Annotated in this window: 23 protein-coding genes; 10 read left to right on the top strand and 13 right to left on the bottom strand. The window is 67.9% G+C overall.

The window, feature by feature from the left end; translation table 11 throughout:
* Positions 1 to 8: 8 nt before the first annotated feature.
* The 8 genes from ABL838_RS20710 to ABL838_RS20675 all read right to left on the bottom strand — a co-directional run bounded on the left by ABL838_RS20710 (position 9) and on the right by ABL838_RS20675 (position 8,401).
* Positions 9 to 986, bottom strand: a complete 978-nt coding sequence (locus ABL838_RS20710; RefSeq protein ID WP_369661539.1) for a tripartite tricarboxylate transporter substrate binding protein — start codon at positions 984 to 986, stop codon at positions 9 to 11.
* A 57-nt stretch (positions 987 to 1,043) separates the two neighbouring features.
* Positions 1,044 to 1,808, bottom strand: coding sequence for an SDR family NAD(P)-dependent oxidoreductase (locus ABL838_RS20705; protein WP_418121665.1), 765 nt, complete (start codon positions 1,806 to 1,808; stop codon positions 1,044 to 1,046).
* Between the two features lie 80 nt (positions 1,809 to 1,888).
* Positions 1,889 to 3,463, bottom strand: coding sequence for a galactarate dehydratase (gene garD / locus ABL838_RS20700; protein ID WP_418121664.1), 1,575 nt, complete (start codon positions 3,461 to 3,463; stop codon positions 1,889 to 1,891).
* A 138-nt stretch (positions 3,464 to 3,601) separates the two neighbouring features.
* Entirely contained in the window at positions 3,602 to 4,897 is a 1,296-nt protein-coding gene (locus ABL838_RS20695; RefSeq protein WP_126024884.1) for a TRAP transporter large permease, read from the bottom strand.
* A gap of 146 nt (positions 4,898 to 5,043) precedes the next feature.
* Positions 5,044 to 5,532, bottom strand: coding sequence for a TRAP transporter small permease (locus tag ABL838_RS20690; protein WP_126024885.1), 489 nt, complete (start codon positions 5,530 to 5,532; stop codon positions 5,044 to 5,046).
* A 134-nt stretch (positions 5,533 to 5,666) separates the two neighbouring features.
* Positions 5,667 to 6,647 (bottom strand): TRAP transporter substrate-binding protein, encoded by a 981-nt coding sequence (locus ABL838_RS20685; protein ID WP_126024886.1) that lies wholly within the window; start codon positions 6,645 to 6,647, stop codon positions 5,667 to 5,669.
* Positions 6,648 to 6,693: 46 nt separating this feature from the next.
* On the bottom strand, positions 6,694 to 7,584 hold the full coding sequence (locus tag ABL838_RS20680; protein ID WP_418121663.1) for an SMP-30/gluconolactonase/LRE family protein: 891 nt from the start codon (positions 7,582 to 7,584) through the stop codon (positions 6,694 to 6,696).
* A 4-nt stretch (positions 7,585 to 7,588) separates the two neighbouring features.
* Positions 7,589 to 8,401, bottom strand: a complete 813-nt coding sequence (locus ABL838_RS20675) for an NAD-dependent epimerase/dehydratase family protein (RefSeq protein ID WP_418117134.1) — start codon at positions 8,399 to 8,401, stop codon at positions 7,589 to 7,591.
* Between the two features lie 238 nt (positions 8,402 to 8,639).
* Here ABL838_RS20675 and ABL838_RS20670 point away from each other — a divergent pair, with 238 nt between their 5' ends.
* From ABL838_RS20670 to ABL838_RS20640, 7 genes are all read left to right on the top strand, one after another.
* Positions 8,640 to 9,509 (top strand): FadR/GntR family transcriptional regulator, encoded by an 870-nt coding sequence (locus tag ABL838_RS20670; protein WP_126024889.1) that lies wholly within the window; start codon positions 8,640 to 8,642, stop codon positions 9,507 to 9,509.
* A 115-nt stretch (positions 9,510 to 9,624) separates the two neighbouring features.
* Positions 9,625 to 10,632, top strand: a complete 1,008-nt coding sequence (locus ABL838_RS20665; protein ID WP_418121662.1) for a Bug family tripartite tricarboxylate transporter substrate binding protein — start codon at positions 9,625 to 9,627, stop codon at positions 10,630 to 10,632.
* A gap of 51 nt (positions 10,633 to 10,683) precedes the next feature.
* Positions 10,684 to 11,595: a 5-dehydro-4-deoxyglucarate dehydratase gene (gene kdgD, locus ABL838_RS20660; RefSeq protein ID WP_418121661.1), complete on the top strand. Its 912-nt coding sequence runs from the start codon at positions 10,684 to 10,686 to the stop codon at positions 11,593 to 11,595.
* A 54-nt stretch (positions 11,596 to 11,649) separates the two neighbouring features.
* Positions 11,650 to 12,099: a nuclear transport factor 2 family protein gene (locus tag ABL838_RS20655; RefSeq protein ID WP_126024892.1), complete on the top strand. Its 450-nt coding sequence runs from the start codon at positions 11,650 to 11,652 to the stop codon at positions 12,097 to 12,099.
* 5 nt (positions 12,100 to 12,104) lie between these two features.
* Positions 12,105 to 13,091: a Bug family tripartite tricarboxylate transporter substrate binding protein gene (locus ABL838_RS20650; RefSeq protein ID WP_126024893.1), complete on the top strand. Its 987-nt coding sequence runs from the start codon at positions 12,105 to 12,107 to the stop codon at positions 13,089 to 13,091.
* 134 nt (positions 13,092 to 13,225) lie between these two features.
* On the top strand, positions 13,226 to 14,581 hold the full coding sequence (gene gudD, locus ABL838_RS20645; protein ID WP_418121660.1) for a glucarate dehydratase: 1,356 nt from the start codon (positions 13,226 to 13,228) through the stop codon (positions 14,579 to 14,581).
* 141 nt (positions 14,582 to 14,722) lie between these two features.
* A complete protein-coding gene (locus ABL838_RS20640; RefSeq protein ID WP_418121658.1) occupies positions 14,723 to 16,159 on the top strand; it encodes an aldehyde dehydrogenase family protein in 1,437 nt (478 codons plus the stop codon).
* A gap of 169 nt (positions 16,160 to 16,328) precedes the next feature.
* On the opposite strand, the gene ABL838_RS20635 is transcribed toward ABL838_RS20640, so the two are convergent.
* On the bottom strand, positions 16,329 to 17,882 hold the full coding sequence (locus tag ABL838_RS20635; protein ID WP_418121656.1) for a glycine betaine ABC transporter substrate-binding protein: 1,554 nt from the start codon (positions 17,880 to 17,882) through the stop codon (positions 16,329 to 16,331).
* A gap of 111 nt (positions 17,883 to 17,993) precedes the next feature.
* On the opposite strand from ABL838_RS20635, the gene ABL838_RS20630 reads away from it, so the two are divergent.
* A complete protein-coding gene (locus tag ABL838_RS20630) occupies positions 17,994 to 19,076 on the top strand; it encodes an ROK family protein (RefSeq protein ID WP_126024897.1) in 1,083 nt (360 codons plus the stop codon).
* Between the two features lie 6 nt (positions 19,077 to 19,082).
* On the opposite strand, the gene ABL838_RS20625 is transcribed toward ABL838_RS20630, so the two are convergent.
* The 4 genes from ABL838_RS20625 to ABL838_RS20610 all read right to left on the bottom strand — a co-directional run bounded on the left by ABL838_RS20625 (position 19,083) and on the right by ABL838_RS20610 (position 24,345).
* Positions 19,083 to 20,840: an Ig-like domain-containing protein gene (locus ABL838_RS20625; protein ID WP_418121655.1), complete on the bottom strand. Its 1,758-nt coding sequence runs from the start codon at positions 20,838 to 20,840 to the stop codon at positions 19,083 to 19,085.
* A gap of 264 nt (positions 20,841 to 21,104) precedes the next feature.
* Positions 21,105 to 22,481 (bottom strand): phospholipase D-like domain-containing protein, encoded by a 1,377-nt coding sequence (locus tag ABL838_RS20620; protein ID WP_418121654.1) that lies wholly within the window; start codon positions 22,479 to 22,481, stop codon positions 21,105 to 21,107.
* A 48-nt stretch (positions 22,482 to 22,529) separates the two neighbouring features.
* On the bottom strand, positions 22,530 to 23,195 hold the full coding sequence (locus tag ABL838_RS20615) for a glutathione S-transferase family protein (protein ID WP_418121653.1): 666 nt from the start codon (positions 23,193 to 23,195) through the stop codon (positions 22,530 to 22,532).
* A gap of 28 nt (positions 23,196 to 23,223) precedes the next feature.
* The gene (locus ABL838_RS20610) at positions 23,224 to 24,345 is read right to left on the bottom strand and encodes a 5-methyltetrahydropteroyltriglutamate--homocysteine S-methyltransferase (RefSeq protein ID WP_126024901.1); all 1,122 of its coding nucleotides are present in this window, start codon (positions 24,343 to 24,345) and stop codon (positions 23,224 to 23,226) included.
* A gap of 150 nt (positions 24,346 to 24,495) precedes the next feature.
* On the opposite strand from ABL838_RS20610, the gene ABL838_RS20605 reads away from it, so the two are divergent.
* The gene (locus ABL838_RS20605) at positions 24,496 to 25,602 is read left to right on the top strand and encodes an aromatic ring-hydroxylating dioxygenase subunit alpha (protein ID WP_184641384.1); all 1,107 of its coding nucleotides are present in this window, start codon (positions 24,496 to 24,498) and stop codon (positions 25,600 to 25,602) included.
* A gap of 5 nt (positions 25,603 to 25,607) precedes the next feature.
* Positions 25,608 to 26,384: a GntR family transcriptional regulator gene (locus ABL838_RS20600; protein WP_184641472.1), complete on the top strand. Its 777-nt coding sequence runs from the start codon at positions 25,608 to 25,610 to the stop codon at positions 26,382 to 26,384.
* Positions 26,385 to 26,413: the final 29 nt, after the last annotated feature.

Below are 26,413 nucleotides of genomic sequence, written 5' to 3'. Positions count from 1 at the left end.
GCCGGGGCTCAGGGCTTGATGTTGAGTTTGGTGATGAGCTGCTTGAAGTACACGTTGTCCTTCGCCAGCGTTTCCTTGAACACCGCGCCGTCGGTGTAGACATAGCCCAGGTTCTGCTTGTCCATCACCTCGTGCATCAGCGGTTCGGCGGCGGTCTTCGCGGTGATCTCGCGCAGCTTCGCCATCACTTCGGGCGGCGTGTTCTTCGGCGCGCCCAGGCCGCGCCAGGTGCCGATCGACAGGTCGATGCCGCGCTCCTTGGCTGTGGGTACCTTCTCGAAGCCCTTCACGCGCTTGTCGGCCATCACCATCAGCACCTTGAGCTTGCCGCCCTGCACGTGCGTCGTCACCTCGGCCGGGCTCACCGCCACGGCCTCGATGTGGCCGCCCAGCAGCGCCAGCACCGCGGGTGCAGCGCCCTGGAACGGGATGTGGCCGAACTTGGCGCCGGTCTTGTCTTCCAGCGCGGCGGCGGCAAGGTGCCAGATCGAGCCGTTGCCCGAGTTGCCCACGCGCACGCTCTCCGGCGATTTCTTCGCGGCGGCCAGGAACTCCTCGATGGTGTTCCACGGCGCGTCGGCCTTCACCGTGATCGCGGCCGGATCGGCGTTGAGCTGAGCGATCGGCTGGAAGTCGTCGTAGTTGAACTTGGCCAGCCCCAGGTGCGGCAGCGTCAGCAGCTCGACCGTGAGCACGGCGAGCTTGTAGCCGTCGGGCTTGGAATTGATCACCTCGGTCCAGCCGATGGCGCCCCCCGCGCCGGGACGGTTGACGATCACGATGCTCTGCGAGATGTGCTTGCGGCTCGCTTCCGAGAATGCACGCGCCAGGCCGTCGGTGCCGCCGCCGGGCTGGTAGGGCACGAGCAGTTCGATGGTGCGGTTCGGAAAATCGGCCTGTGCGGCGGCCGGTGCCGCCAGCCCGAGCGAGAGGGCGGCAGTGGCCGAGAGGGCGGCGATGCCGCGAATGAACTGCTTGCGTTTCATGATCCTTGTCTCCGTTGTTGTGGTTGAGCGTTGAAGTGTTGAAAGGGTGGGTGCGCGTCAGGGCATGTACTGCCCGCCGTTCACCTCGATCACCTGCCCGGTGACGTAGCCCGAGAGTTGTTCCGATGCGAGGTAGAGGAATGCGCCCACGCATTCATCCGGCGTGCCGATGCGGCCCATCGGAATGCCGGCGCGGAAGTTCTCCAGCATCGCGGGGGTGGAGAAGCGGTCCTGGAAGGGCGTCTGGATGACGCCCGGCGCCACCGCGTTCACGCGGATGCGGTCGCCCACCAGCTCCTTCGCCAGCCCGTGCGTCGCCGTGCTCACGAAGCCCTTCGAGCCTGCGTACAGATAGGCCGAAGGCCCGCCGCCGGTGCGTGCCGCGACAGAGGTCACGTTGATGATGTTGCCGCCGCCGCTCTTGCGCATCAGCGGAACCACCTCGCGGCAGAAAGCGAGCACCGAGCGCGCATTGATGTGCAGCACTTCGTCGAAGAGTGCATCGTCGAACTCGGCGATGGGCACGCGCTTGACCAGGCTGCCCGCGTTGTTCACCAGCACGTCGATGCGGCCGCCGAACTGCGACGAGGCCTGCTTCACGCACTCGCGGATCGCGCCCGTGTCGCGCACGTCGGCCTGCAGCGCGAAGGCGGTGCCGCCGGCCGCGCGGATGGTGTCGACCACCTTGTTCGCCGCGTCGGCGGAGCTGTTGTAGTGCACCGCCACGCGCATGCCGCGCGCGGCGAAGGCGATGGCCACCGCCGCGCCGATGCCGGTGCTGGCGCCGGTGACGAGGGCTGTCTTGTCCTTGAGGTCTTCCATGAGGGGCTCCGTTGATGAAGAGACAGGTCTTAGAAAGGAAATCAGAAAGACGTGAACCCGCGCGTCGCGCAGCGCCTTGCTCAGGTCACGGGCGCGGGGTTGAAAAGCACCAGCGCGTTGTGCAGCTTCCAGTGCTCGGCCCAGGTCTTCTTCCGTCCGCTGGCCACGTCGAGCATCAGGCGGAACATTTCCCAGCCGATGTCCTCGATGGTGGCCTCGCCGTCGGCGATGCGGCCCGCGTTCACGTCCATCAGGTCGTGCCAGCGGCGCGCGAGGTCGCTGCGCGTGGCGACCTTGATCACCGGCACCTCGGCCAGTCCGTAGGGCGTGCCGCGGCCGGTGGTGAACACGTGCAGGTTGATGCCGGCGGCCAGCTGCAGCGTGCCGCAGATGAAGTCGCTGGCGGGTGTGGCCGTGTAGATCAGGCCCTTGTGCGCCGCCTTCTCGCCGGGCGCGAGCACGCCGGTGATGGGCGCCGAGCCCGACTTGACGATGGAGCCCATCGCCTTCTCGACGATGTTGGAGAGCCCGCCCTTCTTGTTGCCCGGCGTGGTGTTGGCGCTGCGGTCGACCATGCCCTTCTTCAGGTAGGCGTCGTACCAGGCCATCTCGCGGATCATGGCTTCGGCCACCTCGGGCGTGGACGCGCGCGAGGTGAGCTGGTCGATGCCGTCGCGCACCTCGGTGGTCTCGGAGAACATCACAGTGGCGCCCGCGCGCACCAGCAGGTCGGTGCAGAAGCCCACCGCCGGGTTGGCGGTGACGCCCGAGAAGGCATCGCTGCCGCCGCACTGCACGCCCACCACCAGTTCGCTGGCGGGCACGGTCTCGCGCCTGCGTGCGTTGAGCCGGGCGAGGTGCTCCTCGGCCTGGCGCATGACCGAATCGATCATCGACATGAAGCCGACGTGCGCGTCGTCCTGCAGGCAGACCACGTCGAGCGCGGTATCGGGCGTGGTGCCGGCACGCTGGTCGGCGATGGGAATGCTGCCCGGCGGCAGCAGCCGCTCGGGCTGCAGCTTCTCGCAGCCCAGGCTCACCACCATCACCTCGCCGCCGAAGTTGGGGTTGAGGCTGATGTTGCGCAGCGTGCGGATGGGCACGACGGCGTCGGGTGCGTCGATGGCCACGCCGCAGCCGTAGGTGTGCTCCAGCGCCACCACGTCGTCGACGTTGGGGTACTTCGGCAGCAGCTCGGCCTTGATGCGCTGCACCGCGAACTCGGTGACGCCGGCCACGCACTGCACCGTCTGCGTGATGGCCAGTATGTTGCGCGTGCCCACCGAGCCGTCGGCGTTGCGGTAGCCCTCGAAGGTGTAGCCCTCCAGCGGCGGCAGGGCAGGGGGCTTGACCGTCGCGATGGGAAGGCCGTCGAGCTCGGGCGCGGTCGGCATCCGCATCACGCGCTCGTGCACCCAGCTGCCGCGCGGCAGCGCCTTCTGTGCGTAGCCGATCACCACGTCGTAGCGGCGGATGGCAGCGCCTTCGGCGAGGTCGACCAGCGCAACCTTGTGGCCCTGGGGTACGTTGTCCACCAGCCGCAGGCCGTCGGCGAACTCCGCGCCGGCCTTCAGCCCGCCGTCGTTGGCGACGATGGCCACGTTGTCGGCCGCGTGGATGCGGATGTAGAGCGGAGGTCTTGCGGTCTCGGACATATCAGGCTTCGAAGACGACAGAAAAAACGCGGTCTTTTCGTGGAACACCGCGGAACCGGACTTGCCGGCCGCAGGTGTTGCCCCCTGCAAGGGGGAAGGCGCGCGCGACACGAAGTGCGCGAAGACTGGGGGTGTGCGTCATTTCACCACCATGAACATGCTGGGAAGCCATGTGGAGAACGCGGGCACGAAGGTGACCACACCCAGCGCAAAGATCAGCGCCCCGTAGAACGGCCAGATGGTGCGCATCACCGTTCCCACCGACACCCCGCCGATCGCGCAGCCGACGAACTGGGTCGTGCCCACGGGGGGAGTGTTCAGGCCCAGCGCGCAGTTGATGAGCATCACGATGCCGAACTGCACCGAGGTCATGCCGTACTGCTGTGCGATGGGCAGGAAGATCGGCGTGCACAGCAGGATGGTGGCCGCCATGTCCAGGAAGGTGCCCAGCACGAACAGGATGATGTTGATCAGCAGGAAGATCACCCACGGCGTGCTCGTGACCTGCGACAGCATCTGGCCCGTGAGCTCGGCCACGCCGTACAGGCTGATGAGGTAGCCGAAGGTGCTGGAGATGCCGATCAGCAGCAGGATCACGCCGGTGGTGCGCACAGCCTTCGAGGCCGCCTTGACGAAGTGCTCCCACTTCAGCGTGCGGTACACGAAGATCGTGAGGGCCAGCGCGTAGAGCACCGCCACCGCCGCCGACTCGGTGGCCGTGAAGATGCCCGACAGGATGCCGCCCAGGATCAGCAGCACCACGAACAGGCCCGGCAGCGCCGCCGCGAACGAGCGCGCCACGATGGCCCAGCCCGGGAAGGTGCCGGCGGGGTAGCCGCGCTTGACCGCCACCAGGTAGGCGGCCGCCAGGTTGCTGACGGTGAGCACCGCCGCCGGCAGCAGCGCCGCGAGGATCAGCGCCGCGATCGACACCTTTCCGCCCGCGGCCAGCGAATAGATGATGAGGTTGTGGCTGGTCGGCATCAGCGCGCCGACCAGTGCGGCGTGGGTCGTCACGTTGACCGCGTAGTCGGCGTGATAGCCCTCCTTCTTCATCATCGGGATCATCACGGCGCCCATGGCCGAGACGTCCGCCACGGGCGAGCCCGAGACGCCGCCGAACAGCGTGCAGGCCACCACGTTCGACATGCCGAGGCCACCGCGCACGTGGCCCACGAGGTCGCGCGCCAGGTTGACGATGCGGTCCGCGATGCCGCCGTAGAGCATCAGCTCGCCGGCGAAGATGAAGAACGGGATGGCGAGGAACGAGAAGATGCCCATGCCCGAGGTCATCTGCTGGAAGCCGACCGCCAGCGGCAGGCCTTCATACAGCAGCGTGGCCAGGGCCGACAGGCCGATGGAGAAAGCCACCGGCACGCCCAGCAGGAGGAAGAGCGTGAACGAGAGGCAGAGAATCAACAGAGGAATGGTCATGATCTGGCCGCCTCGCCGGTGGTGGGGGCGCTATGGACTGTTCGGGGAATGCCGCGGAACCGGCCTTGCCGGGCCGCAGGCATTGCCCCCTGCAAGGGGGTTGGAGAAGCGACACGAAGTGCGCGAAGCCTGGGGGTGTGCATTCGTTATCCCCAGGCGGGTTCCACTTCGCGGCCTTGAGCCAGGGCGATGATGTGTTCGATGGAGAAGAGGACGATCAGCACGCCCGCGACCGAGGCCGGCACGTACTTCCAGCCCTCGGAGATCCACAGCGTGGGCAGCCGGTATTCCCAAACCGAACCGGCCAGCTCGGCGCAGTTCCAGGCCATGGCCAGGCCGAACAGCAGGATCAGCGCGTGGATGAGGTATTCCATCTTCAGCCGCAGCCAGTCGGGTGCGAGGACGAGGAAGGATTCGAGCCCGATGTGGCCCGCGTCGCGCACGCCCACGGCCACGCCGAGCATGGTGACGTAGAGCACCAGCAGCAGCGCGAGGCTTTCGGCCCAGGTGGGGGTGTTGTTGAGCACGTAGCGGCCGAACACCTGCCAGCTCACGGCGCAGATGACCGCCACGAGACCGAGGATGCCCAACCACATGCAGGCACGCGCGAGGGTGCGGCAAAGTTTGGTGTACATATTTTCCAGCGCGAGAGATGGTGGGGAGGGCTGCCCATTCGTGAAACACCGAGGAACCGGCTTTGCCGGGCCTCAGGTGTTGCCCCCGGTAGGGGGTGGCGGCTACACGAAGTGAGCAAGCCTGGGGGCGAGCCCTATTTCGTTTCCTGGACGCGCTTCACGAGGTCCTTGAGCTTCGCGTCGGTGATGAACTTGTCGTACACCGGCTTCATCGCCGCCTGGAACGGGGCCTTGTCGACCTCGATGATCTCGGCGCCGCCGGCCTTCACCGTGGCCAGCGACTTCACTTCGCGCTCTTCCCACTGCTTGCGCATGTAGGGCACCGACTCCTTGGCGGCCTGGCGGATCCAGCCCTGCTCCTCGGCGGAGAGCTTGTCCCACACGCGCTTGGAGAACAGCAGCATCTCGGGCGCCATCGAGTGCTCGGTCTTGCTGTAGTACTTGGCCACTTCGAAGGCGCGCGCGCTTTCATAGGTGGGGTAGTTGTTCTCGGCGGCGTCGATCAGGCCGGTCTTCAGACCCGTGTAGACCTCGCCCATGGGCATGGGCGTGGCGTTGGCGCCCATGGCTTCCAGCATCGACACCCACAGGTCGGACTGCTGCACGCGCACCTTCAGGCCTTTCATGTCGGCGAAGCTGCGCACCGGCTTCTTGGCGGTGAACATCGAGCGCGCGCCGCTGTCGTAGTAGGCCAGGCCCACAAAGCCCTGCTTCTCGCACGACTTCAGGATCTCTTCGCCGATCGGGCCGTCCAGCACCTTGTGCAGGTGGTCGACCGAGCGGAACAGGAAGGGCATGGTCGGCACCTGCGTCTCGGGGCAGATGTTGTTCATGGGCGCGATGTTCACGCGCACCATCTGCAGCGCGCCGATCTTGGCCTGCTCGATCGTGTCCTTCTCGCTGCCGAGTGCACTGTTGTTGAACACCTTGATGCTGTGCTTGCCGCCCGACAGCGCCTTCAGGCGCTCGCTCATGAACTTCACCGCGGTCACGGTGGGGTAGTCGTCGGGGTGGATGTCGGCCGAACGGAACTCGGTGGCGTGTGCAGCCATGGTGGTCAGCGCGGCTGCGGCGCACGCGGAAATTGCGATCAGGGTCTTCTTGGCGAATTTCATTTGTCTCGTCCTCTGGTTTGGTTTGGTGGTTGTTGAAAAAAAGGAATCAGCTGCCGAAGGCCGGCTCGGGCACGCCCTGCGCGCCGGGCCGCAGCGCGAACACGCCGCCGGCCAGCGGCTGGTCCGACAGGTCGATGCCGCCGGGGCGGATCGAGGTGACGAACAGGGTGTCGAGGCCCGCGCCGCCGAAGGCGCACATGGCGGGTTTCTTCACCGGCACTTCGAGCGAGCGGTCGAGCCGGCCGTCGGGAGTGAAGCGGTGCACCAGGCCGGCGTCGTTGCCGCAGATCCAGTAGCAGCCGTCGGTGTCCATGGCGGCGCCGTCGGGGCGGCCGGGCAGGGGCTTCATGTCGACGAAGAGGCGGCGGTTGCCTGGCGTGCCGGTGGCGGTGTCGTAGTCGAAGGCCCAGACGGCCTGCACCGTGGGGTGCGAATCCGAGAGGTACATCGTGCGGCCGTCGGGGCTGAAGGCCAGGCCGTTGGGCACGATGAAGTCGTCGAGGCGCTGGTCGGCCTTCGTGCTGCCGCTGGCGTAGCTGTAGAGGCGGCCGACGCGTGCGCCAGCCGCCATGTCCAGCAGCATGGTGCCGGCCCAGAAGCGGCCCTGGCGGTCGCAGCGGCCGTCGTTGAAGCGCATGGCGGGCGCGGCGTGGTCGACGGAGGCGAGCGGCGCGCAGGCCAGCGTGCCGTCGGCCTGCGGCTTCAGCGAGAAGAGGCCGCTTTCCATGCCGGCGATCCACTCGCCGGGCGCGTCGGCGCGCGGCGCGATGCAGGCGATCATTTCATCGGCCTTCCACTGCGCGTGGCCTTCGCCCGCATGCCAGCGGTTCAGCGTGCGCGCGGGAATATCGACCCAGTACAGCGCCTGCTGCGCGGCATGCCACACCGGGCTCTCGCCGGTGCCGTTGCGAGCGTCGAGGACGAGTTCAGCTTGCATCGCCTCAATCGCCGAATGGCCCCTGTGCAGTGAAGGCGCCGCCCTGGTAGATGGCGTTGGGGTCGGTCGGTGCCACCGGAGGCTGCTGCTCGACCTTGTCGCGGAACACTTCGGAGCTGTCCTGCGGCACGAAGCCCAGGTGCGCGGCGGCGCTGTTGTCCCACCACACGTCGCGATTGTTCGACATGCCGTAGACCACCGTGTGCTTCACGCCGGGGGTGAAGAGCGACTTCTCGATCAGCGCGGTCAGGTCGCGGTAGCTCAGCCAGGTGCTCATCATCCGGCGGTTGGCCGGCTCGGGGAAGGAGGAGCCGATGCGGATGCTCACCGTCTCGATGCCCCAGCGGTCGAAGTAGAACTGCGCCACGTCCTCGCCGAAGGACTTCGACAGGCCGTAATAGCCGTCGGGCCGGCGCGCGGCATGGGCGTCGATGTGCTCGCTCTGCTTGTAGAAGCCGATCACGTGGTTCGAGCTCGCGAACACCACGCGCTTCACGCCATGGCGGCGCGCTGCCTCGTAGATGTGGAACACGCCCTTGATGTTGGCTTCGAGGATTTCCTCGAAGGGCCGCTCCACCGACACGCCGCCCAGGTGGACGATGGCGTCGCAGCCTTCCACCAGTGCATGCACCGCAGCCTTGTCCGAGAGATCGCAGGGCACGGTTTCCTCGTTCGCGCCGGTGGCCGGCGCCAGCGAGGCGATGTCGGACAGGCGCAGCACGTTCGCATAGGGCTTGAGCCGCTCGCGCAGCACCTTGCCGAGGCCGCCGGCCGCGCCGGTCAGCAGGAGGCGGTTCATCTTGTTGTTGTCTGTCATGGTTGGCCGTCCTTGCATGCAGGAGTCATGGTTTCCGAGGGGCCGCCGTCGCGGCGGTTTCGCCGGAGCGACCGGTACGATGCCGGTGAAGCAAGGTCGAGGTCGCTAGGTCGAAAAGGCGCTGCATTTCGGTGCCGTGGAAACCGAAGGCCGCTGGCGGACAAGCCCGCGACGCTTGGGAGTTGGGTGATAAGTTATCTGTTGTCGTACAACTAGTTTGGAGATTATCATCGTGGCCATGGTTCAGACGACTGCGGGTAATCCCTTGGTGTCGGACGCTCCGGCGGAGGCGGGCTCTTCGGCTTCTTCCTTCGTGGGGCGTCCGCGCCAGCGCGCGCGCGGCCTCGCGCACGGGCTGGTGGAAGACCTGGGCGAGAAGATCCGCAGCCAGTCGCTGCGGCCGGGCGACAAGCTGCCGACCGAGTCGGCCATCATGCAGGCCTACGGCGTGAGCCGCACCGTGGTGCGCGAGGCGCTGTCGAAGCTGCAGGCCGCGGGGTTGGTCGAGACGCTGCACGGCGTCGGCACCTTCGTGCTGCAGCCGCGCACCGGCGGGGTGTTCCGCCTCGATCCGGGCGAGATCGCCGCGTCGGTGGACGTGCTGGCCGTGCTGGAGCTGCGCATCAGCCTGGAGACAGAATCGGCCGGCCTCGCCGCCAGCCGCCGCACCGACGAGCAGCTGGTGGCCATGCGCCAGGCGCTCGACGACTTCGAGCGCAACGTGGTGGCGGCGGGCGACACGGTGGGGCCCGACTTCCGCTTCCACCTGCAGATCGCCGAGTCGACCGGCAACCCGTACTTCGCGGACATCATGCGGCACCTGGGCACCACGCTCATTCCGCGCACGCGCATCAGCGCCATCCGCACGCACGAGGGCGGGGCGCCTTACCTGAGCCGCGTCAATCGCGAGCACGAAGAGATCTACGCGGCCATCGCGCGGCGCGACCCCGAGTCGGCGCGCGCCGCGATGCGCATCCACCTGACCAACAGCCGCGAGCGGCTGCGCATGGCGCAGGAGGCGGCGCAGCAGAAGGCGAAAGCCGATGCATCCGCGGCAGGTGCCGCCGATGCGGCCGTGCCGTCGACCGACGGCGCTTCCTCTCACTGATATTTTTCTTGTCCGCCATGCTGGACAAGTCATCTCTCTAGTTGTACGATGACTGATAACTTGTGCGGCCCGTCGCGCGCAAGGCCATGACGACCATCGAACAACTGGAGGCAGCATGACCATCTCCCGACGCGGCGCACTCGGCGCCGCACTGGCAACCACCCTGGCCGCCAGCCTGCCGGCGCGCTCCTTCGCGCAGGCCGCGGCCGGTGCGCAGGGCGGCACCGGCAACTGGCCCTCGAAGCCGATCCGGATCATCGTTCCGTACCCGCCAGGCGGTTCGTCCGACATCATCGCGCGGGCCATCAGCCAGCCGTTGTCCGAGGCGCTGGGCCAGTCGGTGATCATCGACAACAAGGCAGGCGCCAACGGCAACCTCGGCGCCGACCTGCTGGCCAAGGCGCCGGCCGACGGCTACACGCTGATGCTGTGCGACCTCGGCGCGCTGGCCATCAGCCCGTCGCTCTATCCCAAGCTGCCTTTCGATCCGTCGAAGGACCTGCGCAGCGTTTCCATGCTGGCCTATTCGCCGCACCTGCTGGTGGTGCACCCTTCGGTGCAGGCGAACACGCTGAAGGAGCTGGTCGAGCTCTCGAAGAAAAGCGATCTCAACTTCGCCGTTACCGCCAGCGGCAGCACCGCGCACCTCGCGGGCATCGAGCTGCAGCGCCGCATCGGCGCCAAGTGGGAGTACGTGCCCTACAAGGGCGGCGTGCAGGCCGTGCTCGACACCGTCTCGGGCCAGACGCAGGTGCTCATGAACGGCATGCTCGCCACCTACCCGCAGGTGCAGGCCGGCAAGCTCAAGCTGATCGCCGTGTCCAAGGCCACGCGCATGCCGCTGATCGGCAGCGTGCCGACCATCGCGGAGCAGGGCGCTCCCGGCTACGAGTCGGGCACCTGGCAGGGCATGGTCGCCGCGCGCGGCGTGCCCGACGCGATCGTCAGCCGGCTCAACCGCGAGCTGGTGCGCATCATCCGCACCGCCGACATCCGCGCCCGCCTCGCGGGCCAGGGCGCCGAGGTCGTGACCATGACCGCGCCCGAGCAGGACCAGTTCTTCGCCAAGGAGCGCGCGCGCTGGGCCCAGGTCATCAAAGAGGCGAACGTCAGGCTCGACTGACCGGCCTCATCCATCTTTTTCCTTTCCCAAATCTTCACTGGACTCTTCCCGATGAACCCGCAAGAACTCAAGACCATCATGGGCTCCGGCCTGCTCTCGTTCCCGTTGACCGACTTCGACAGCAACGGCGACTTCAACAAGAAGGGCTACCAGCAGCGCCTCGAATGGCTGGCTCCCTACGGCGCGAGCGCGCTGTTCGCGGCCGGCGGCACGGGCGAGTTCTTCTCGCTGACCGGCGACGAGTACCCCGGCATCATCCAGACCGCGGTCGATACCTGTCGCGGCGTGGTGCCGATCATCGCGGGCGCCGGCGGCCCCACGCGCTTCGCCATCCAGTGCGCCCAGGCCGCCGAGAAGGCCGGCGCGCACGGCATCCTGCTGCTGCCGCACTACCTCACCGAAGCCGGCCAGGAAGGCCTGGCCGCGCACGTCGAGGCCGTGTGCAGGAGCGTGAAGTTCGGCGTGATCGTCTACAACCGCGCCACCAGCCGCCTGAAGCCCGACACGCTGGCCGCGCTGGCCGAGCGCAATCCCAACCTCGTCGGCTTCAAGGACGGCGTGGGCGACATCGAGGCCATGGTCGCCATCTACCAGAAGATGGGCGACCGCTTCGCCTACCTGGGCGGCCTGCCCACCGCGGAGGTCTATGCCGCCGCCTACAAGGCGATGGGCACGCCGGTGTATTCGTCGGCCGTCTTCAACTTCATTCCGAAGACCGCCATGGACTTCTACAAGGCCGTCGCCGCCGACGACCTGCCGACCCAACACCGCCTGCTGAAGAACTTCTTCATGCCGTACCTCGAGCTGCGCAACCGCGTGCCGGGCTACGCGGTGAGTATCGTGAAGGCCGGCGCGAAGATCGTCGGCCACGACGCCGGCCCCGTGCGCGCACCGCTCACCGACCTGAAGCCCGCCGAGATGGAGCAGCTCAAGGCGCTGATCGAATCGCTCGGCCCGCAGTAAGCCGGCACCCGGCGGACGAACCGACCCTCATCACAACAACGGAGACAAGACGCCATGTTCCTCAAGAAGCTCTTCCTGGTCGCCGCCTCGGCGGCCCTGTTCTCGGCCTGCTCGGTGATGCCCTCGGGCAATGCCGCGTCGGCCGCGCCCGAGGTGGCCGCCGCCGCCGAGCGCCTGCGCATCGCGATGATCGACCCCACCGGCCCCGCGCTCGGCGCGCTGGTGGCCGACGACCTCAGCTACGGCCACTCGGGCGGCAAGGTCGACACCAAGACCAGCTTCATCGCCGACCTGCTCGACGGCAAGTCCGACTTCGTGACCATCGCCATCACCGACCAGACCGTGAAGGTGGTCGACGGCAATACCGCCATCGTGCGCCACACGCTCACGGCCGACACCAACGATTCGGGCAAGCCCGGCAAGGTGGCGCTGAAGATCCTCGGCGTCTGGCAGAAGCAGGGCGGCAGCTGGAAGCTGCTGGCCCGTCAGGCCGTGAGGATCTAGTCCGAATGAAGAAGAGAGTCCTTCTCGGGGCCGCCCTCGCGGCCGCCTCGGTCGCGTTGTTGCCGCTGCCTGCCTCGGCGCAAGCCGATGCATGGCCCCAGCAGAAGCCCGTGACCATCATCGTGCCATTCCCGGCGGGCGGTTCCACCGACATGGTCGCGCGCACCATCGCGCTGCAACTGCAGACCAAGCTCGGCGGCAGCTTCGTCGTCGACAACCGGCCCGGCGCCACCGGCACCATCGGCACCGGCCAGGTCAAGCGCGCCGCGCCCGACGGCTACACGCTGCTGGTCTCCTCTCTCGGCGCCTTCGTCGTCACCCCGCACCTGCAGAAGAGCGTGCCCTACGACGCGACCAAGGACTTCGACTACATCAGCGTGCCAGTTCAGGCCCCCAACGTGCTCGTCGCGAACGCCGCGCGACCCGAACACACCGTGGCCGACGTGCTGGCGCTGCTGCGCAAGACGCCGGGCAAGGTCTCGTTCGCGAGTTCGGGCAACGGCTCGTCCGACCATCTTTCGGCCGAGCTCTTCTGGCAGCAGACGAAGACCGAAGGCGTGCACGTTCCCTACAAGGGCGGCGCGCCCGCGGTCAACGACCTGCTGGGCAACCAGGTCGACTTCTCGTTCCAGAACGTCAATGCCGTGCTGCCGCACATCCGTGGCGGCAAGCTGCGCGCCATCGCCGTCACGGGCGACAAGCGCTCGCCGGTGCTGCCCGACGTGCCCACGCTGGCCGAGGCCGGCGTGAAGGGCGCCGAGGTCTATTCATGGCAGGGCATGGCCGCGCCCAAGGGCCTGCCGCCGGCCGTGAAGAAGAAGCTGAGCGACGCGGTCATCGCGGCGATGCAGGACCCGGAGACGAAGAAGCGCATGCTCGACCAGGGCCTGGAGATCGTCGCCAGCACGCCCGAGGAATTCACCGCCTTCCAGTTGCGCGAATGGACGCGATGGAAGACATTGATCGAAGCCCGCCACATCACCGCGGATTAATGGCACTCCCCCAGGCTTCGCGCACTTCGTGTCGCTTCGCCTACCCCCTCGCCGGGGGCAACACCTGAGGCCCGGCAAAGCCGGTTCCTCGGTGTTCCCCGAAAAGACCGGCTCGGTTTTGGATTGATTCAACGATGACGCTTTCAGATTCCACTTCGTCGCCGTCAGGCGCCCCCGTCGTCACCGGCATGCGCGTGGTCCCCGTCGCGGGCCACGACAGCATGCTGATGAACCTGAGCGGCGCCCACGGCCCGTTCTTCACGCGCAATCTGCTGATCCTGACCGACAGCGCCGGCCACACCGGCGTGGGCGAAGTGCCCGGCGGCGAGAAGATCCGGCAGACGCTGGAAGACGCGCGCGACCTCATCGTCGGCCAGCCCATCGGCCGGCACAACGCCATTCTCAACGGCATGCGCAGCGCCTTCGCCGGGCGCGACAGCGGCGGGCGCGGCCTGCAGACCTTCGACCTGCGCGTGACCATCCACGCGGTCACGGCCGTCGAAGCCGCGCTGCTCGACCTGCTGGGCCAGTTCCTCGAAGTGCCCGTGGCGGCCCTGCTGGGCGAAGGCCAGCAGCGCGACGCGGTGCAGATGCTCGGCTACCTCTTCTACGTGGGCGACCGCAGGAAGACCGACCTGCCCTACGAGAGCGACCCGAACGCCGACAACGACTGGTTCCGCCTGCGCCACGAGGAGGCCATGACCCCCGAGGCCATCGTGCGCCTGGCCGAGGCCACGCATGCACGCTACGGCTTCACCGACTTCAAGCTCAAGGGCGGCGTGCTGCGCGGCGAGGAAGAAGTCGAAGCCATCCGCGCGCTGCACGAGCGCTTTCCCAAGGCCCGCGTCACGCTCGACCCCAACGGCGGCTGGCTGCTGCAGGACGCCATTCGCCTGTGCCGCGACCTGCACGGCGTGATGGCCTATGCCGAAGACCCGTGCGGCGCCGAGGGCGTGTTCTCGGGCCGAGAGGTGATGGCCGAGTTCCGCCGCGCCACCGGCCTGCCCACCGCCACCAACATGGTCGCCACCGACTGGCGCGAGATGGTGCACAGCCTTTCGCTGCAGTCGGTCGACATCCCGCTGGCCGACCCGCATTTCTGGACCCTGCAAGGCTCGGTGCGCGTCGCGCAGCTGTGCCAGGCCTGGGGCCTGACCTGGGGCTCGCACTCCAACAACCACTTCGACGTGTCGCTCGCGATGTTCACGCACGTGGCGGCGGCCGCGCCGGGCAAGGTGACGGCCATCGACACGCACTGGATCTGGCAGGACGGCCAGCATCTGACCAAGGACCCGCTGAAGATCGAAGACGGCTTCGTGAAGGTGCCCACGCGCGGCGGCCTGGGCGTGGAACTCGACATGGATGCAGTCGAGAAGGCGCACCAGCTTTACCTGAAGCACGGCCTGGGGGCGCGCAACGATGCACAGGCCATGCAGTACCTGATCCCGGGGTGGACTTTCGACAACAAGAAGCCCTGCCTGGTCAGGTAGAGAATCACCCCCAGGCTTGCCCACTTCGTGTGGCCGCCAACCCCCTTGCAGGGGGTAATACCTGCGGCCCGGCAAAGCCGGTTCCGCGGTATTCCCGGAATGACTGGCGATTCTTTGAACCGTATTGAAAAAGGACCCAAGATGCAGAACTTCGACAACCTCATCGGCGGCGAATGGCGTGCAGGCGCCGGCTACAGCCCCAACGTCAATCCGAGCAACCTGTCCGACGTGATCGGCCAGTACACGCAGGGCGATGCATCGCACGTCGATGCCGCCGTGGCCGCCGCCACGGCGGCCTTCCCGGCCTGGGCCACGGGCAGCGTGCAGGCACGCTCCGACGCGCTCGACAAGATCGGCAACGAGATCCTCGCGCGCAAGGAAGAGCTGGGCACGCTGCTGGCGCGCGAGGAGGGCAAGACCAAGGCCGAGGGCATCGGCGAGGCCGCGCGCGCGGGCTACATCTTCAAGTTCTTCGCGGGCGAGTGCCTGCGCCTGTCGGGCGAGGTGCTGCCTTCGGTGCGGCCGAACATCGGCGTGGAGATCACGCGCGAGCCGGTGGGCGTGGTGGGCCTCATCACGCCGTGGAACTTCCCCATCGCCATTCCGGCCTGGAAGATCGCTCCTGCGCTGGCCTTCGGCAACTGCGTGGTGCTCAAGCCCGCCGACCTCGTGCCGGGCTGCGCCTGGGCGATCGCGGAGATCATCAGCCGCTCGGGCATTCCGGCCGGCGTGTTCAACCTGGTGATGGGACGCGGCAGCGTGATCGGCAATGCGCTGGTCAACCACCCCGGCATCCATGCGATCAGCTTCACCGGCTCGGTGGGCGTGGGCCGCAACATCGCGGTGCAGTGCGTCACCAACCACAAGAAGGTGCAACTCGAGATGGGCGGCAAGAACCCGCAGGTGGTGCTCGACGACGCCGACCTCGCGCAGGCCGTGGAGCTCAGCGTGCAGAGCGCCTTCTACTCGACCGGCCAGCGCTGCACCGCGTCGAGCCGGCTGATCGTCACCGAAGGCATCTATCCGAAGTTCATCGAGGCCATGAAGGAACGCATGGCGAAGATCAAGGTGGGCGACGCGCTCGCGCAGGGCACCGACATGGGCCCGGTCTCGTCGAAGTCGCAGCTCGACCAGGACATGGAATACGTCGCCATTGGCAAGAGCGAGGGCGCCACGTTGGCGGCTGGCGGCGAACTGCTGAAGCTGGAGACCGACGGCTACTACATGTCGCCGGCCCTCTTCAGCGAATCGGCCGCCACGATGCGCATCAACAAGGAAGAGATCTTCGGCCCGGTGGCGAGCGTGATCCGCGTGAAGAACTACGAGGAGGCACTGGCCACGGCCAACGACACCGAGTTCGGCCTCTCGGCCGGCATTGCCACCACCTCGCTGAAGTACGCCACGCACTTCAAGCGCCACAGCCAGGCCGGCATGGTGATGGTCAACCTGCCGACGGCGGGTGTCGATTACCACGTGCCTTTCGGCGGCCGCAAGGGCTCCAGCTATGGTCCGCGCGAGCAGGGGCGCTATGCGCAGGAGTTCTTCACGACGGTGAAGACGGCTTACACGCTGGCCTGAGCTTCGGGGATCGGGAGCGGGAGAGGGCAGCCGGACGCAGAGGGCGAGAAGGTTTCGCAGAGGGCGCGAAAGGAATACCAAAAAAATGGTGTTCGGGTTCTTTTGCGACTTTCGCGTAGCTTTGTATTTCTTCTGCGTTCGGCTGTCCGCTCCCGTCTTCGCGACGGCGTCAAGTTGGCATCGACGATGGTGGTGCCCGGCGGCGCCTGCGCATGAGGTATTCGACTAGTTCGAAGACGCCTTCGCTCAGCAGGGCCAGTGCCGCCGCCGGCAGTGCGCCTGCCACCAGCAGTTCGCGGTCGTTGAGGGCCAGGCCGGTGACGATGCGTTCTCCGAAGCCGCCCGCGCCAATGAAGGCCGCGATGGTCGCGGTGCCGATGGCGATCGCCGTGGCCGTGCGCACGCCCGCGAGCAGCGTGGGCAGCGCGAGCGGCAGCAGCACCAGGCGAAGGCTCTGCGGCGGCGTCATGCCCAGCGCGGTGCCGGCCAGCCGCAGGCCGTTGGGCACCTCGGCCAGGCCGGTCACCGTGTTGCGCATGATCGGCAGCAGCGAGTAGAGCGTGAGCGCGATCAGCGCCGGCAGCGCGCCGATGGCGCCCAGCATCGAGATCAGCACGGCCAGAAGCGCTAGCGAGGGCACGGTCTGCAGCAGGCTCGCGAAACCCAGCACCACCGCGCGCAGCCGCATGTGCGGAAACACCAGGATCGCGATCGGCACGCCGACGAGGATGGCGATGCCCACCGACAGCGCCACCAGCAGCAGGTGCTGGCGCGCGAGCTTCCACAGGTCGGGGCCGAACAGCTTGGCCGTGAAGCCCCGGCGTTCTTCCTTCGGCCGCGCTTTCGCGTCCTTGCCGCCCGCGCTCGCCAGGAAGTCGCGCGCGATCACGTCGAAGGGCACGCCCTGCAGTTCGGCGCGCGCATTCATCGCGATCATTGCGTGCTCGTCGACCTTGCCTTCGAGCGTCTTCAGCGCGGCCCAGGCCTTGGGCAGCCGCTTGGGCAGGTCGAGCTTGTAGAGCACCACGGCGTCGTAGCGCGGAAAGTATTTCCTGTCGTCCTCCAGCACGCGCAGGCCGAGGTGGTCGATCTTGGCGTCGGTGGTGTAGATGTCGATCACGTCGATCTGCTTCGCGGCCACCGCGTCGTAGGCCAGGCCGTGGTCCAGGCCGGTGGGCGTCTGCGTGAAGCCGTAGCGCCCGGCCAGGCCCTTCCAGCCGTCGGCGCGGCCGATGAATTCGTTCGACAGGCCGAACTTCAGCTCCGGGTGCTTCGCGAGGTCGCTCAGCGTGCGCAGGCCCAGCCGGTCGGCGTCGGCGGCGCGCACCGCGAGCGCATAGCCGTCGTTGAAACCCAGCGGTATCGCCACGCCCAGGCCCATCGGCGCGAGCGCGGCGTTCATCTCCTCGCGCGTGCCTGCCGGCGCGCCCTTGAGGATCTCGAGCGCGATGGTGCCGGTGTACTCGGCGTAGAGGTCGATGGCACCGGATCGCAGCGCCTCGTACACGATGGCCGTGTTGCCCAGCCCCTGCCGCACGACGGGTGGCGTGGCCGTGTGTGGCGCCGCCGTCTGCGCCAGCAGCTCGGCGAGGATGTACGACTCGGTGAAGCGCTTGGAGCCGACGCGCAACGTCTCGTCCGCCGCCCGCGCGATGCCGCACAGGGCAATCCAGGCGAGGGCGAAGAGCAGGGCGGCGCGCAGGAGGCTGCGGGGCAGGTGCATCCGGGCCAGTGTATAGACAAGCTCCCGTTGCGCGTACCCGTCGATCTCCTACACGCCTTGGTGTGCGGTGCCGATGGGGCTGGCGGCCGTTCGGGACCACAGTGATCCGCGATGAAGAAAAAGACCCCCAAGACCCAGGCCGCGAAGGATGCCCCGCTCCCCGGCCCCGATGTCCACGGCCTGCGCGAACTGCCCGGCCTGCAGGTGGACGGCTACAGCCTCCAGCTGCGCGACAAGGATGGCTTCGTCGGCGACCAGGCCAGCCAGACAGCCTTCCGCGAACTGCTCGAACACTGGCGCAAGCGCCGCCGCCGCAAGGGCAAGGATCCGCTGGGCAACTCGCATTCGCGCGATCTCGGCAAGAAGGAACTCGACCGCGTGCTGCAGGAGAAGAAGGCGTCGGAAGCCACCGACCTGATGCACGTGGCCATCGAGGAGTTCGCGCAGGAGCTGGCCCAGGTCATCCAGCGCTTCATGCGCCAGCCCTCGTGGAAGAAGGTGCAGCGCATCGTGATCGGGGGCGGCTTTCCAGAGAGCGACGTGGGCGAGCGCGCCATTCTGCAGACCGGCGCAATCCTAGAGGAGCTGGGCGTGCACGTGCAGATCGCGCGCCTCTCGCACGACGTGGACGACGGCGGCCTGATCGGCTGGGTGCATCTGGTGCCGCCGGCCATGCTGAAGGGGCACGACGCGATCCTTGCCGTGGACATAGGCGGCACCAACGTGCGCTGCGGCATCGTGAAGACGCGCCACCGCAAGGCACCCGACTTCTCGCTCGCGAAGGTGGTGCGGCGCGAGAAGTGGCGCCATGCAGACGAAGGCCCCAACCGCGGCGGCATGGTCGATCACATCGCCTGCATGCTCGAAGACATGATCCTCTACAGCGAGCGCAAGAAGATCCGGCTCGCGCCCTTCATCGGCATCGGCTGCCCGGGCCTGATCCGCCCCGACGGCTCCATTGCGCGCGGCGCGCAGAACCTGCCGGGCGACTGGGAAGGCCACGCCTTCCACCTGCCCAGCCAGCTGTGGCGCCGCATGCCGATGATGGGTTCGGGCCCGACGCTGGTGCTGATGCACAACGACGCGGTGGTGCAGGGCCTGAGCGAGCTGCCCTTCATGCGCGACGTGCGGCACTGGGGCGTGCTTACCATCGGCACCGGGCTGGGCAACGCGAGCTTCACCAACCGGGACTGAGCCGCTTCAGAGGTCTTCGGCGCGCAGGCCCTCGATGCGCATGCTGGCGGAGGTGCTGGCGATGTTCCCCGCCGCGTCCATGGCGCGCACTTCGATGTTCGCGGCGCCGGGGCGCTTCGGCGTCCATGCGCAGACATACGGCGCGGCGCGCAGCGTGCAGGCGGTCCTGCCGTCGACGACGAACTTCAGCTCGGCCACGCCCACGTTGTCGGATGCGTTGGCGGAGAGCCTTGCGGGCACGCCCACCGGCACGCTGGGCGGCACCGCCAGCGCCACGGCCGGCGGCACGATGTCCGAAGGCGCGTTGACTATCACGTTAGCCGACGCCACGGCCGAATTGCCGGCCGCATCGAGCGCGATCACGCGGATGGTCTGCACGCCGGGCGCACTCGGCGTCCAGCTGCAGGTGTAGGGCGGGGCGGTGAAAGTGCAGATCGGAATGCTGTCGCGGCTCACCACCTTCACGCCGACGATGCTCGCGTTGTCGACCACCGCGGGCGCGATGACGGTGAGCTGCCCCACTGTGGCCATCGACGGCGCCGCCACCGACACGGTGGGCGCAGTGGTGTCGGGGCTGCCGAGAGGGAGGTCGATGGTGAACATCGTCTGCCCGTGCACCGCCTTCTGCTCGAAGGCATCGAAGATGGTGAACCAGGTCGCGCCGGGCGCGCGGTTGGCCGAGCGCGCCTTCACCAGCAGCGTGGTCTTGCCTACGGCGAAGCAGCTGAAGCCGCAGTCCCAGTCGAACTGGTAGCGGCCCGAGGCGTCGGCCACGCCGGTCGCGAGCATCACCAGCGGCTTGCCGGGGCCCGGGTTGCGCCATACCGACACCTGTGCGCCGGGCAGGGCGGCGCCGGTGTCGCGGTCGGTGACGCGCACCTGCGTGGCTGCGGTGCCCGCCATGAATTTCGAACTGCCGAGCTTGGGCCAGTCGGTCCAGTCGGTGTCGATGTTGGCCTTGGTGCCGGCGGTGAAGCGGATCATCTCCAGCGTGGCGACGCGGTTGGAGGCCGGGTCGCGGCGCTGCTCGAAGACGGTGCCCAGCAGCGGGTCGAGCCGCCAGTGCTGGCGGCTCCACCAGTAGCGGTCGCTGTCGCTGGCCAGCGCGAGGTCGGTGACGGGCGCGACGCCGGTGGTGTCGGTCACCGCGACGCTGTTGTAGTACTCGCCCGAGCCCGCGCCGAACACGTGCTCCAGTTCGTGCAGCAGGGTCTTGAGCTGGCGGGCGAGGTAGTCCTTCTCGGTGGACTCGGGCGCGCCCGGCGTGGGGGCGCGCGTCAGGCGCAGCGGGTCGTGGATGGCGATCCAGTTCAGGTTCCAGGCCACGCCCTTCTGCGGGAAGGTCCAGCTCGTGGAAAGCCCGCCGTGGCTGTAGCCGCGGATGGATTTCGAGACGCACACCACCACCTCGCCATTGACCAACCCGCTGTAGCTGCACTGCGGCGCGTTGGCGGGCGCGGTCAGCTGCAGGTCGGCGGCGGGGTCGAAGGAGAAGCTGCGCACCGTCTCGCGCGTGAACACGGTGTTGACGTCGGCCACGTACTGCGCGAGCCGGCGGCCGGCTTCAGCGGGGCCGATGTCGGCGGCCAGTTCGGGATCGACGATGAACTTCAGGCGATGGGTGCTCGGGGCGGCCCGGCCGATCTCGTCCATGGCGGCGAAGGCGGTCGACGGGATTCCGGACAGTGCGAAAAGCGTTGTCGCCAGCATCAGGGCCGGGTTCGCCAGATTCGCCAGGGCGCGCAGCGAGAAGAAAGCTCGCATCGGTTTTCCCCGGGGACCGGGGCGCAAGACTCCACGAACGGCGCTCCGGCGGGGCCCGGTGAAGGGCCGCGCCCGAGCGGGCTACCCCGCCAGGCAGGGGGTGCCGGGAGATCCGCCGGTGCCCGTCCGGTGATGACCCGGCGGGACGTGAAGGTTTGTCAATCCCCGAAACCGGTGGGTATTTTAGTGTGCTTGTTCAATTGGTTTCAGATTTGTTGCATCTGTACATCTTGGATTACAGACCCCGCTCCGGCCCTCGGGCGCCTAGAGCTGGAAAGCAACGGTGAGCAGCAGCCCCTCGGCCACGTCGCGCAGCAGCCCCGGGCGCCGCGCGCGATAGGGCTCGCCGGCCGAAGCCGTGGTTTCGATCCACTCGGCCAGCCATTCGATGTGGTCCTGCCCGTAGAACACGACCGCCGCCTCGTGGTTGAGCAGCAGGCTGCGCAGGTCGAGGTTGATCGATCCGCACATCGCGAGCTCTTCGTCGACCACCACCGCCTTGGCGTGGGCCATGAAGGGCAGCATGCGAAAGCTCACGCCCGCGCGCGCGAGGTCGCGCATGGCGCGTGCGCGCACGAAGTCGGCCAGCCGGTGGTTGGAGCGGGCGGGCATCGCGATGGTCACCTGCACGCCGCGGCGCGCGGCCAGCCGCAGGGCATCGCGCAGGCCGTCGCCGGGCACGAAGTAGGGCGTGATGGCGAGGATGCGGTGCTCGGCGCGGAAGCAGGCGTCGATCAGCAGTGCATGCGCCGTGTCTTCCGTCTGGTCGGGGCCGCTCGGCAGGAACTGCGCCATGGCCGTGCCAGGGCCTTCCGCATCGGGCGCGGTGATGGCTCGCGCCTTGCGGCTGCGCACCGAGGCCCAGTCGTGGTCGAACTGGCGCGCCGCCGCGGCCGCCACGCTGCCGCGCAGGTCGAAGGAAAGATCGCGCCAGGCCTCTGGATGCTCGTCGTTGCCGGTGAAGTACTCGTCGGCGAGGTTGCGTCCGCCCGACCACAGCCAGCCGTCGTCGGCGATGGTGAACTTGCGGTGGTTGCGCAGGTTGCGCGGCCCGATGCGGCGCAGGCTGAAGAAGGGGCGGAACACCGCCACCTCGCCGCCCGCCGCGCGCAGCCGGTCGAAGTGATGGCGCGGCAGCGAAAGCGCGCCGAAGCCGTCGAGCAGCACCCGCACCTTGATGCCCTCGCGCGCCCGTTGCGCGAGCCGCTCCAGCACCGCGTGGCCCAGCGGGTCGTCGCCGATGATGAAGGTGCACACGTCGATGCGCTCGCGCGCGCCGTCGATCACCTCCCAAAGCGCCTCGCGCGCGGCCTCGCCGTCGGCGTGCATGCGGATCGCGCTGCGCCCCGGCGGCGCGAGGCCGAAGCTCTCGATCAGGTCGGCGGCCCAATGGCCCGGCGGCACCGAGCGCGGCGGCCGGGGCGAGCCCGCCGGGCGCAGCTTGCGCTGGCCGAACAGCAGGTACATCGGCAGGATGAAATAGGGCATCAGCACCAGCCCCATGACCCAGGCGATGGCGGTGGTGGGAGCGCGCTGCTCGCGGCGCGCGCGCGTGGTCAGCACATAGACCAGCAGCGCGAAAGTGACGACGAGAAAGTGCTGCGAGGGAGAAGGCAGCCAGTCGAACTCTTTGGTCGGCATGGACTGGGATGATGCCTCAGCGCCTGGCGCGGTGCCTTCAGTGTCCCTTCAGCGCTGCAGGAAGGCCGGCACGCCCCGTCCCTGCGAGGCGAGGAAGCGCATCATCGGATCGACCGACGCGCGAACCGCGGGCCGGTCGCCCACGCGCGTGCGCCATGCCAGCAGGCGCGGCGTGGCCTCGGTCATGCCCGCGCCCTTGCGGTCGGCGAACACGCAGGCCATGTAGAAGGCGATGTCGGCGAAGGAGTAGGGGCCGGCCAGGTACTCGCGCGTGGCGAGCAGGCCTTCCACCTCCTCGTAGAAGCGCGCGCAACCGGCACAGGCCGCGATCGCGGGAGCGCTCTGCATGGCCTCCTGCAGGCCGAAGAGCTTGATCACGTTCGGGAAGAAGACCTCGTCCGATTTCTGCTCCAGCTGCCGCGCACGGGCCCGATCGGCAATGCCTTCGGGCCACAGCGCGGGGCTGGGATAGCGGTCTTCCAGGTACTCGAAGATCTGCGTCGAATCGAAGAGCGAGACCTCGTCGTCGACCAGCACCGGCACCTGCTGCTTGACCGGGTTGACCCGGAGCACCTCGGGGTGCTTGGGCTCATAGTGGTCTCCTTCGATGAAGGGCACCATGACCAGTTCGAAGGGCACGCCTTTCTCGCGTGCCGCGATCTCGACCTTGGCGCCGAACATGCTGAGGGGGCCTGAGTAGATGTGAGTCGTCATGGGCCCCGACTTCAACAGAAAGCGGGCTTCAGGTCGAGCCCCAGACCTCCTGCGCCGTCTCGACCACCAGGCGCAGCTTGTTGCGCTGCGCTTCCACCGCGATGTTGTTGCCGTGCACGGTGCTGGAAAAGCCGCACTGCGGCGACAGCGCGAGCTGGTCGAGCGAGGCGTACTTGGCGGCGTCCTCGATGCGGCGCTTGAGTTCGTCCTTGTCCTCCATCTCGCCGAACTTGGTGGTCACGAGGCCGAGCACCACCGTCTTGCCCTTGGGCAGGTAGCGCAGCGGCTTGAAGTCGCCCGAGCGGGCGTCGTCGTATTCCATGAAGTAGGCGTCGAGGTCCATTTCCTTGAGCAGCGCTTCCGCCACGGGCTCGTAGTTGCCGGCGGCGGCGTGCGTGCTCTTGAAGTTGCCGCGGCACAGGTGCATGGCCAGGAGCATGCCCGGCGGCTTCTGCGCCACCACCTTGTTGATGAAGGCGGCGTAGCGGTGCGGCAGTTCGTTGGGGTCGTCGCCGCGCTTGCGGGCGGCCTCGCGCATGTGCTCGTCGCACAGGTAGGCGAGGTTGGTGTCGTCCATCTGCACGTAGGTGCAGCCGGCGGCGGCCAGCGAGCGCAGTTCGTCGCCGTAGGCCTTGGCCACGTCGTCGTAGAAGGCGGGGTCGAGCTCGGGGTAGGCGTCCTTGCTGATGCCGGCGCGGCCGCCGCGGAAGTGCAGCATGGTCGGCGAGGGGATCGTCACCTTCGGCGTGCGGCCCGCCGAGACCTGGCTCTTGAGGTACTGGAAGTCGGCCAGCTGGATGTCCTTGACGTGGCGGACCTTGTCGATCACGCGCATCGCGGGAGGCGCCAGCTCTTCGGTGCCGTCGGGCTTGCGGATGGTGACCGGGATGTCGGTCTTCACGCCGCCGAGCTGGTCGAGGAAGTCGATGTGGAAGTAGGTGCGGCGGAATTCGCCGTCGGTGATGCTCTTCAGGCCGATGTCTTCCTGGAACCTGACGATCTCGGTGATCGCCTTGTCCTCGACGAGGCGAAGCTGCTCGGGCGTGATTTCGCCCTTGGCATTCTGCTCACGGGCTTCGAGAAGGTACTTGGGACGCAGGAAACTGCCCACGTGGTCGTAGCGGGCAGGCAAGGCGGCGTGCTGTGACATGGATGACTCCGTCGTGATCTTTGGGAGGAACGAACGGAACATCGTAGCGCCTGAGAAACGTTAATGACTGTATACAGCGAACTCGGTGTTTACCCTCGAAATGCTCAATTTCGCTGGAAATTTCGCCATTTCTGTATACATTGAGTATTCATGAAAACGCCCACGACTGCCTTCCCCCTGAACGCCTGGTATGCCGCCGCCTACGACGTCGAAGTGCGCCACGCGCTGCTGCCACGCACCATCTGCAACCAGAAAATGGTGCTCTTTCGCCGCACCGACGGCCAGGTGGCCGCGCTCGAAGACGCCTGCTGGCACCGCCTGATGCCGCTGTCGCTCGGCCGCCTCGAAGGCGACGAGGTGGTCTGCGGCTACCACGGCCTTGTCTACAACAGCCAGGGCCGCTGCACCCACATGCCCAGCCAGGAGACGCTGAACCCCTCGGCCTGCGTGCGCAGCTTTCCGGTGGCGGAGAAGCACCGCTTCGTCTGGATCTGGCCCGGCGATCCGGCAAAGGCCGACCCGGCGCTCATTCCCGACATGCACTGGAACGACGACCCCGCCTGGGCCGGCGACGGCAAGATGATCCGGGTCCACTGCGACTACCGCCTCGTCGTCGACAACCTCATGGACCTGACGCACGAGACCTTCGTGCACGGCTCCTCCATCGGCAACCGCGAAGTGGCCGAGGCGCCCTTCGTCGCCACGCACGGCGACCGCTCTGCCACCGTCACGCGGTGGATGGAGAACATCGATCCGCCGCCGTTCTGGGGCGGCCAGATCAGGCATGCGCGCGGCTACACCGGCAAGGTCGACCGCTGGCAGATCATCCGATTCGAAGGCCCGTGCACCGTGAACATCGACGTCGGCGTGGCCGAGGCCGGCAGCGGCGCGGTGCCCTCCGACGGAAACCCGGGCGACCGCAGCAAGGGCGTCAACGGCTATGTGCTCAACACCATCACGCCCGAGACCGACAAGACCTGCCTGTACTTCTGGGCCTTCGCGCGCAACTACTGCCTGGGAGAGCAGCGCCTGACGCATGAGCTGCGCGAAGGCGTCGCCGGCATCTTCCGCGAGGACGAACTCGTGCTCGAGGCGCAGCAGAAGGCCATCGACGAGCACCCCGACCACCAGTTCTACAACCTCAACATCGACGCCGGCTCGATGTGGGCGCGCAAGCTGATCGACCGCATGGTCGAGAAGGAGAGGCCCGCGCGCGCGGCGATCCCGATCCGGCCGGCCGAGAAGGAGGCCGCGTGAGCCGTGTGAAGGTCGCGGCCATCTCCGCTGCCGCCGAGCCCGGCGACAGCGGCAGTTCGCAGGCCGTCAAGGCGCAGCTGCGGCTGCGCGAGATGATCCTCGCGGGCGAACTGCCCGGCGGCGCGCGCATCGCCGAGGTGGCGATCTCCGAGCAGCTCGGCGTGTCGCGCACGCCGGTGCGCACCGCGCTGATGCGGCTCGAACAGGAGGGCCTGCTCGAGGCGCTGCCCAACGGCGGCTATGCGGTGCGCACCTTCTCGGAGCGCGACGTGGCCGACGCCATCGAGCTGCGCGGCACGCTCGAAGGCCTGGTGGCCCGGCTCGCGGCCGAGCGCGGCGCCGCGCCGGTGGTGTTGCGCGAGGCGCGCGCCTGCCTGCAGCGCATCGACGAACTGCTGCGCGAGCCCGCGCTCGACGACGCCGCCTTCTCGCGCTACGTGACGCACAACGAGCGCTTCCACGCGCTGCTGTGCGAGATGGCGGCCAGCCCCGTCATCGCGCAGCAGCTGGAGCGCGTGATCAACCTGCCTTTCGCCTCGCCCTCGGGCTTCGTCGTGGTGCAGGCCAATTCGCCGGCCGCGCGCGACATGCTCGTGGTCGCGCAGGACCAGCACGTGCAGGTGCTCGATGCCATCGAGTCCGGCGAGGGCTCGCGCGCCGAGGCGCTGATGCGCGAACACAGCCGCATCGCGCGGCGCAACCTGCGCGAAGCGTTGCACGGCACGCCCACCGCCGAGCAGCGTCCGCTGCCGGGCGTGCAGCTGATCCGCCGGCGCGGCTGATTCACTTTCTTTTTTTCCCCCTTGGTGTT

It is taken from the genome of Variovorax sp. 160MFSha2.1 (assembly GCF_048305075.1).
GTDB classification, from domain to species: Bacteria; Pseudomonadota; Gammaproteobacteria; order Burkholderiales; family Burkholderiaceae_C; genus Variovorax; species Variovorax guangxiensis.
The sequence above is the reverse complement of the archived record's forward strand: the minus strand, read 5'-3'. Positions and strand labels throughout refer to the sequence as shown.

Bases quoted from the DNA above. Each gene is read 5' to 3' on its own strand.
- ABL838_RS20675 (WP_418117134.1), bottom strand. From the start codon at position 8,401: ATGACAGACAACAACAAGATGAACCGCCTCCTGCTGACCGGCGCGGCC.
- ABL838_RS20670 (WP_126024889.1), top strand. From the start codon at position 8,640: ATGGTTCAGACGACTGCGGGTAATCCCTTGGTGTCGGACGCTCCGGCG.
- ABL838_RS20655 (WP_126024892.1), top strand. From the start codon at position 11,650: ATGTTCCTCAAGAAGCTCTTCCTGGTCGCCGCCTCGGCGGCCCTGTTC.
- ABL838_RS20610 (WP_126024901.1), bottom strand. From the start codon at position 24,345: ATGTCACAGCACGCCGCCTTGCCTGCCCGCTACGACCACGTGGGCAGT.
- garD (WP_418121664.1), bottom strand. From the start codon at position 3,463: ATGTCCGAGACCGCAAGACCTCCGCTCTACATCCGCATCCACGCGGCC.
- ABL838_RS20665 (WP_418121662.1), top strand. From the start codon at position 9,625: ATGACCATCTCCCGACGCGGCGCACTCGGCGCCGCACTGGCAACCACC.
- ABL838_RS20625 (WP_418121655.1), bottom strand. From the start codon at position 20,840: ATGCGAGCTTTCTTCTCGCTGCGCGCCCTGGCGAATCTGGCGAACCCG.
- ABL838_RS20605 (WP_184641384.1), top strand. From the start codon at position 24,496: ATGAAAACGCCCACGACTGCCTTCCCCCTGAACGCCTGGTATGCCGCC.
- ABL838_RS20650 (WP_126024893.1), top strand. From the start codon at position 12,105: ATGAAGAAGAGAGTCCTTCTCGGGGCCGCCCTCGCGGCCGCCTCGGTC.
- ABL838_RS20690 (WP_126024885.1), bottom strand. From the start codon at position 5,532: ATGTACACCAAACTTTGCCGCACCCTCGCGCGTGCCTGCATGTGGTTG.
- ABL838_RS20615 (WP_418121653.1), bottom strand. From the start codon at position 23,195: ATGACGACTCACATCTACTCAGGCCCCCTCAGCATGTTCGGCGCCAAG.
- ABL838_RS20620 (WP_418121654.1), bottom strand. From the start codon at position 22,481: ATGCCGACCAAAGAGTTCGACTGGCTGCCTTCTCCCTCGCAGCACTTT.
- ABL838_RS20695 (WP_126024884.1), bottom strand. From the start codon at position 4,897: ATGACCATTCCTCTGTTGATTCTCTGCCTCTCGTTCACGCTCTTCCTC.
- ABL838_RS20680 (WP_418121663.1), bottom strand. From the start codon at position 7,584: ATGCAAGCTGAACTCGTCCTCGACGCTCGCAACGGCACCGGCGAGAGC.
- ABL838_RS20685 (WP_126024886.1), bottom strand. From the start codon at position 6,647: ATGAAATTCGCCAAGAAGACCCTGATCGCAATTTCCGCGTGCGCCGCA.
- gudD (WP_418121660.1), top strand. From the start codon at position 13,226: ATGACGCTTTCAGATTCCACTTCGTCGCCGTCAGGCGCCCCCGTCGTC.
- kdgD (WP_418121661.1), top strand. From the start codon at position 10,684: ATGAACCCGCAAGAACTCAAGACCATCATGGGCTCCGGCCTGCTCTCG.
- ABL838_RS20630 (WP_126024897.1), top strand. From the start codon at position 17,994: ATGAAGAAAAAGACCCCCAAGACCCAGGCCGCGAAGGATGCCCCGCTC.
- ABL838_RS20705 (WP_418121665.1), bottom strand. From the start codon at position 1,808: ATGGAAGACCTCAAGGACAAGACAGCCCTCGTCACCGGCGCCAGCACC.
- ABL838_RS20635 (WP_418121656.1), bottom strand. From the start codon at position 17,882: ATGCACCTGCCCCGCAGCCTCCTGCGCGCCGCCCTGCTCTTCGCCCTC.
- ABL838_RS20640 (WP_418121658.1), top strand. From the start codon at position 14,723: ATGCAGAACTTCGACAACCTCATCGGCGGCGAATGGCGTGCAGGCGCC.
- ABL838_RS20710 (WP_369661539.1), bottom strand. From the start codon at position 986: ATGAAACGCAAGCAGTTCATTCGCGGCATCGCCGCCCTCTCGGCCACT.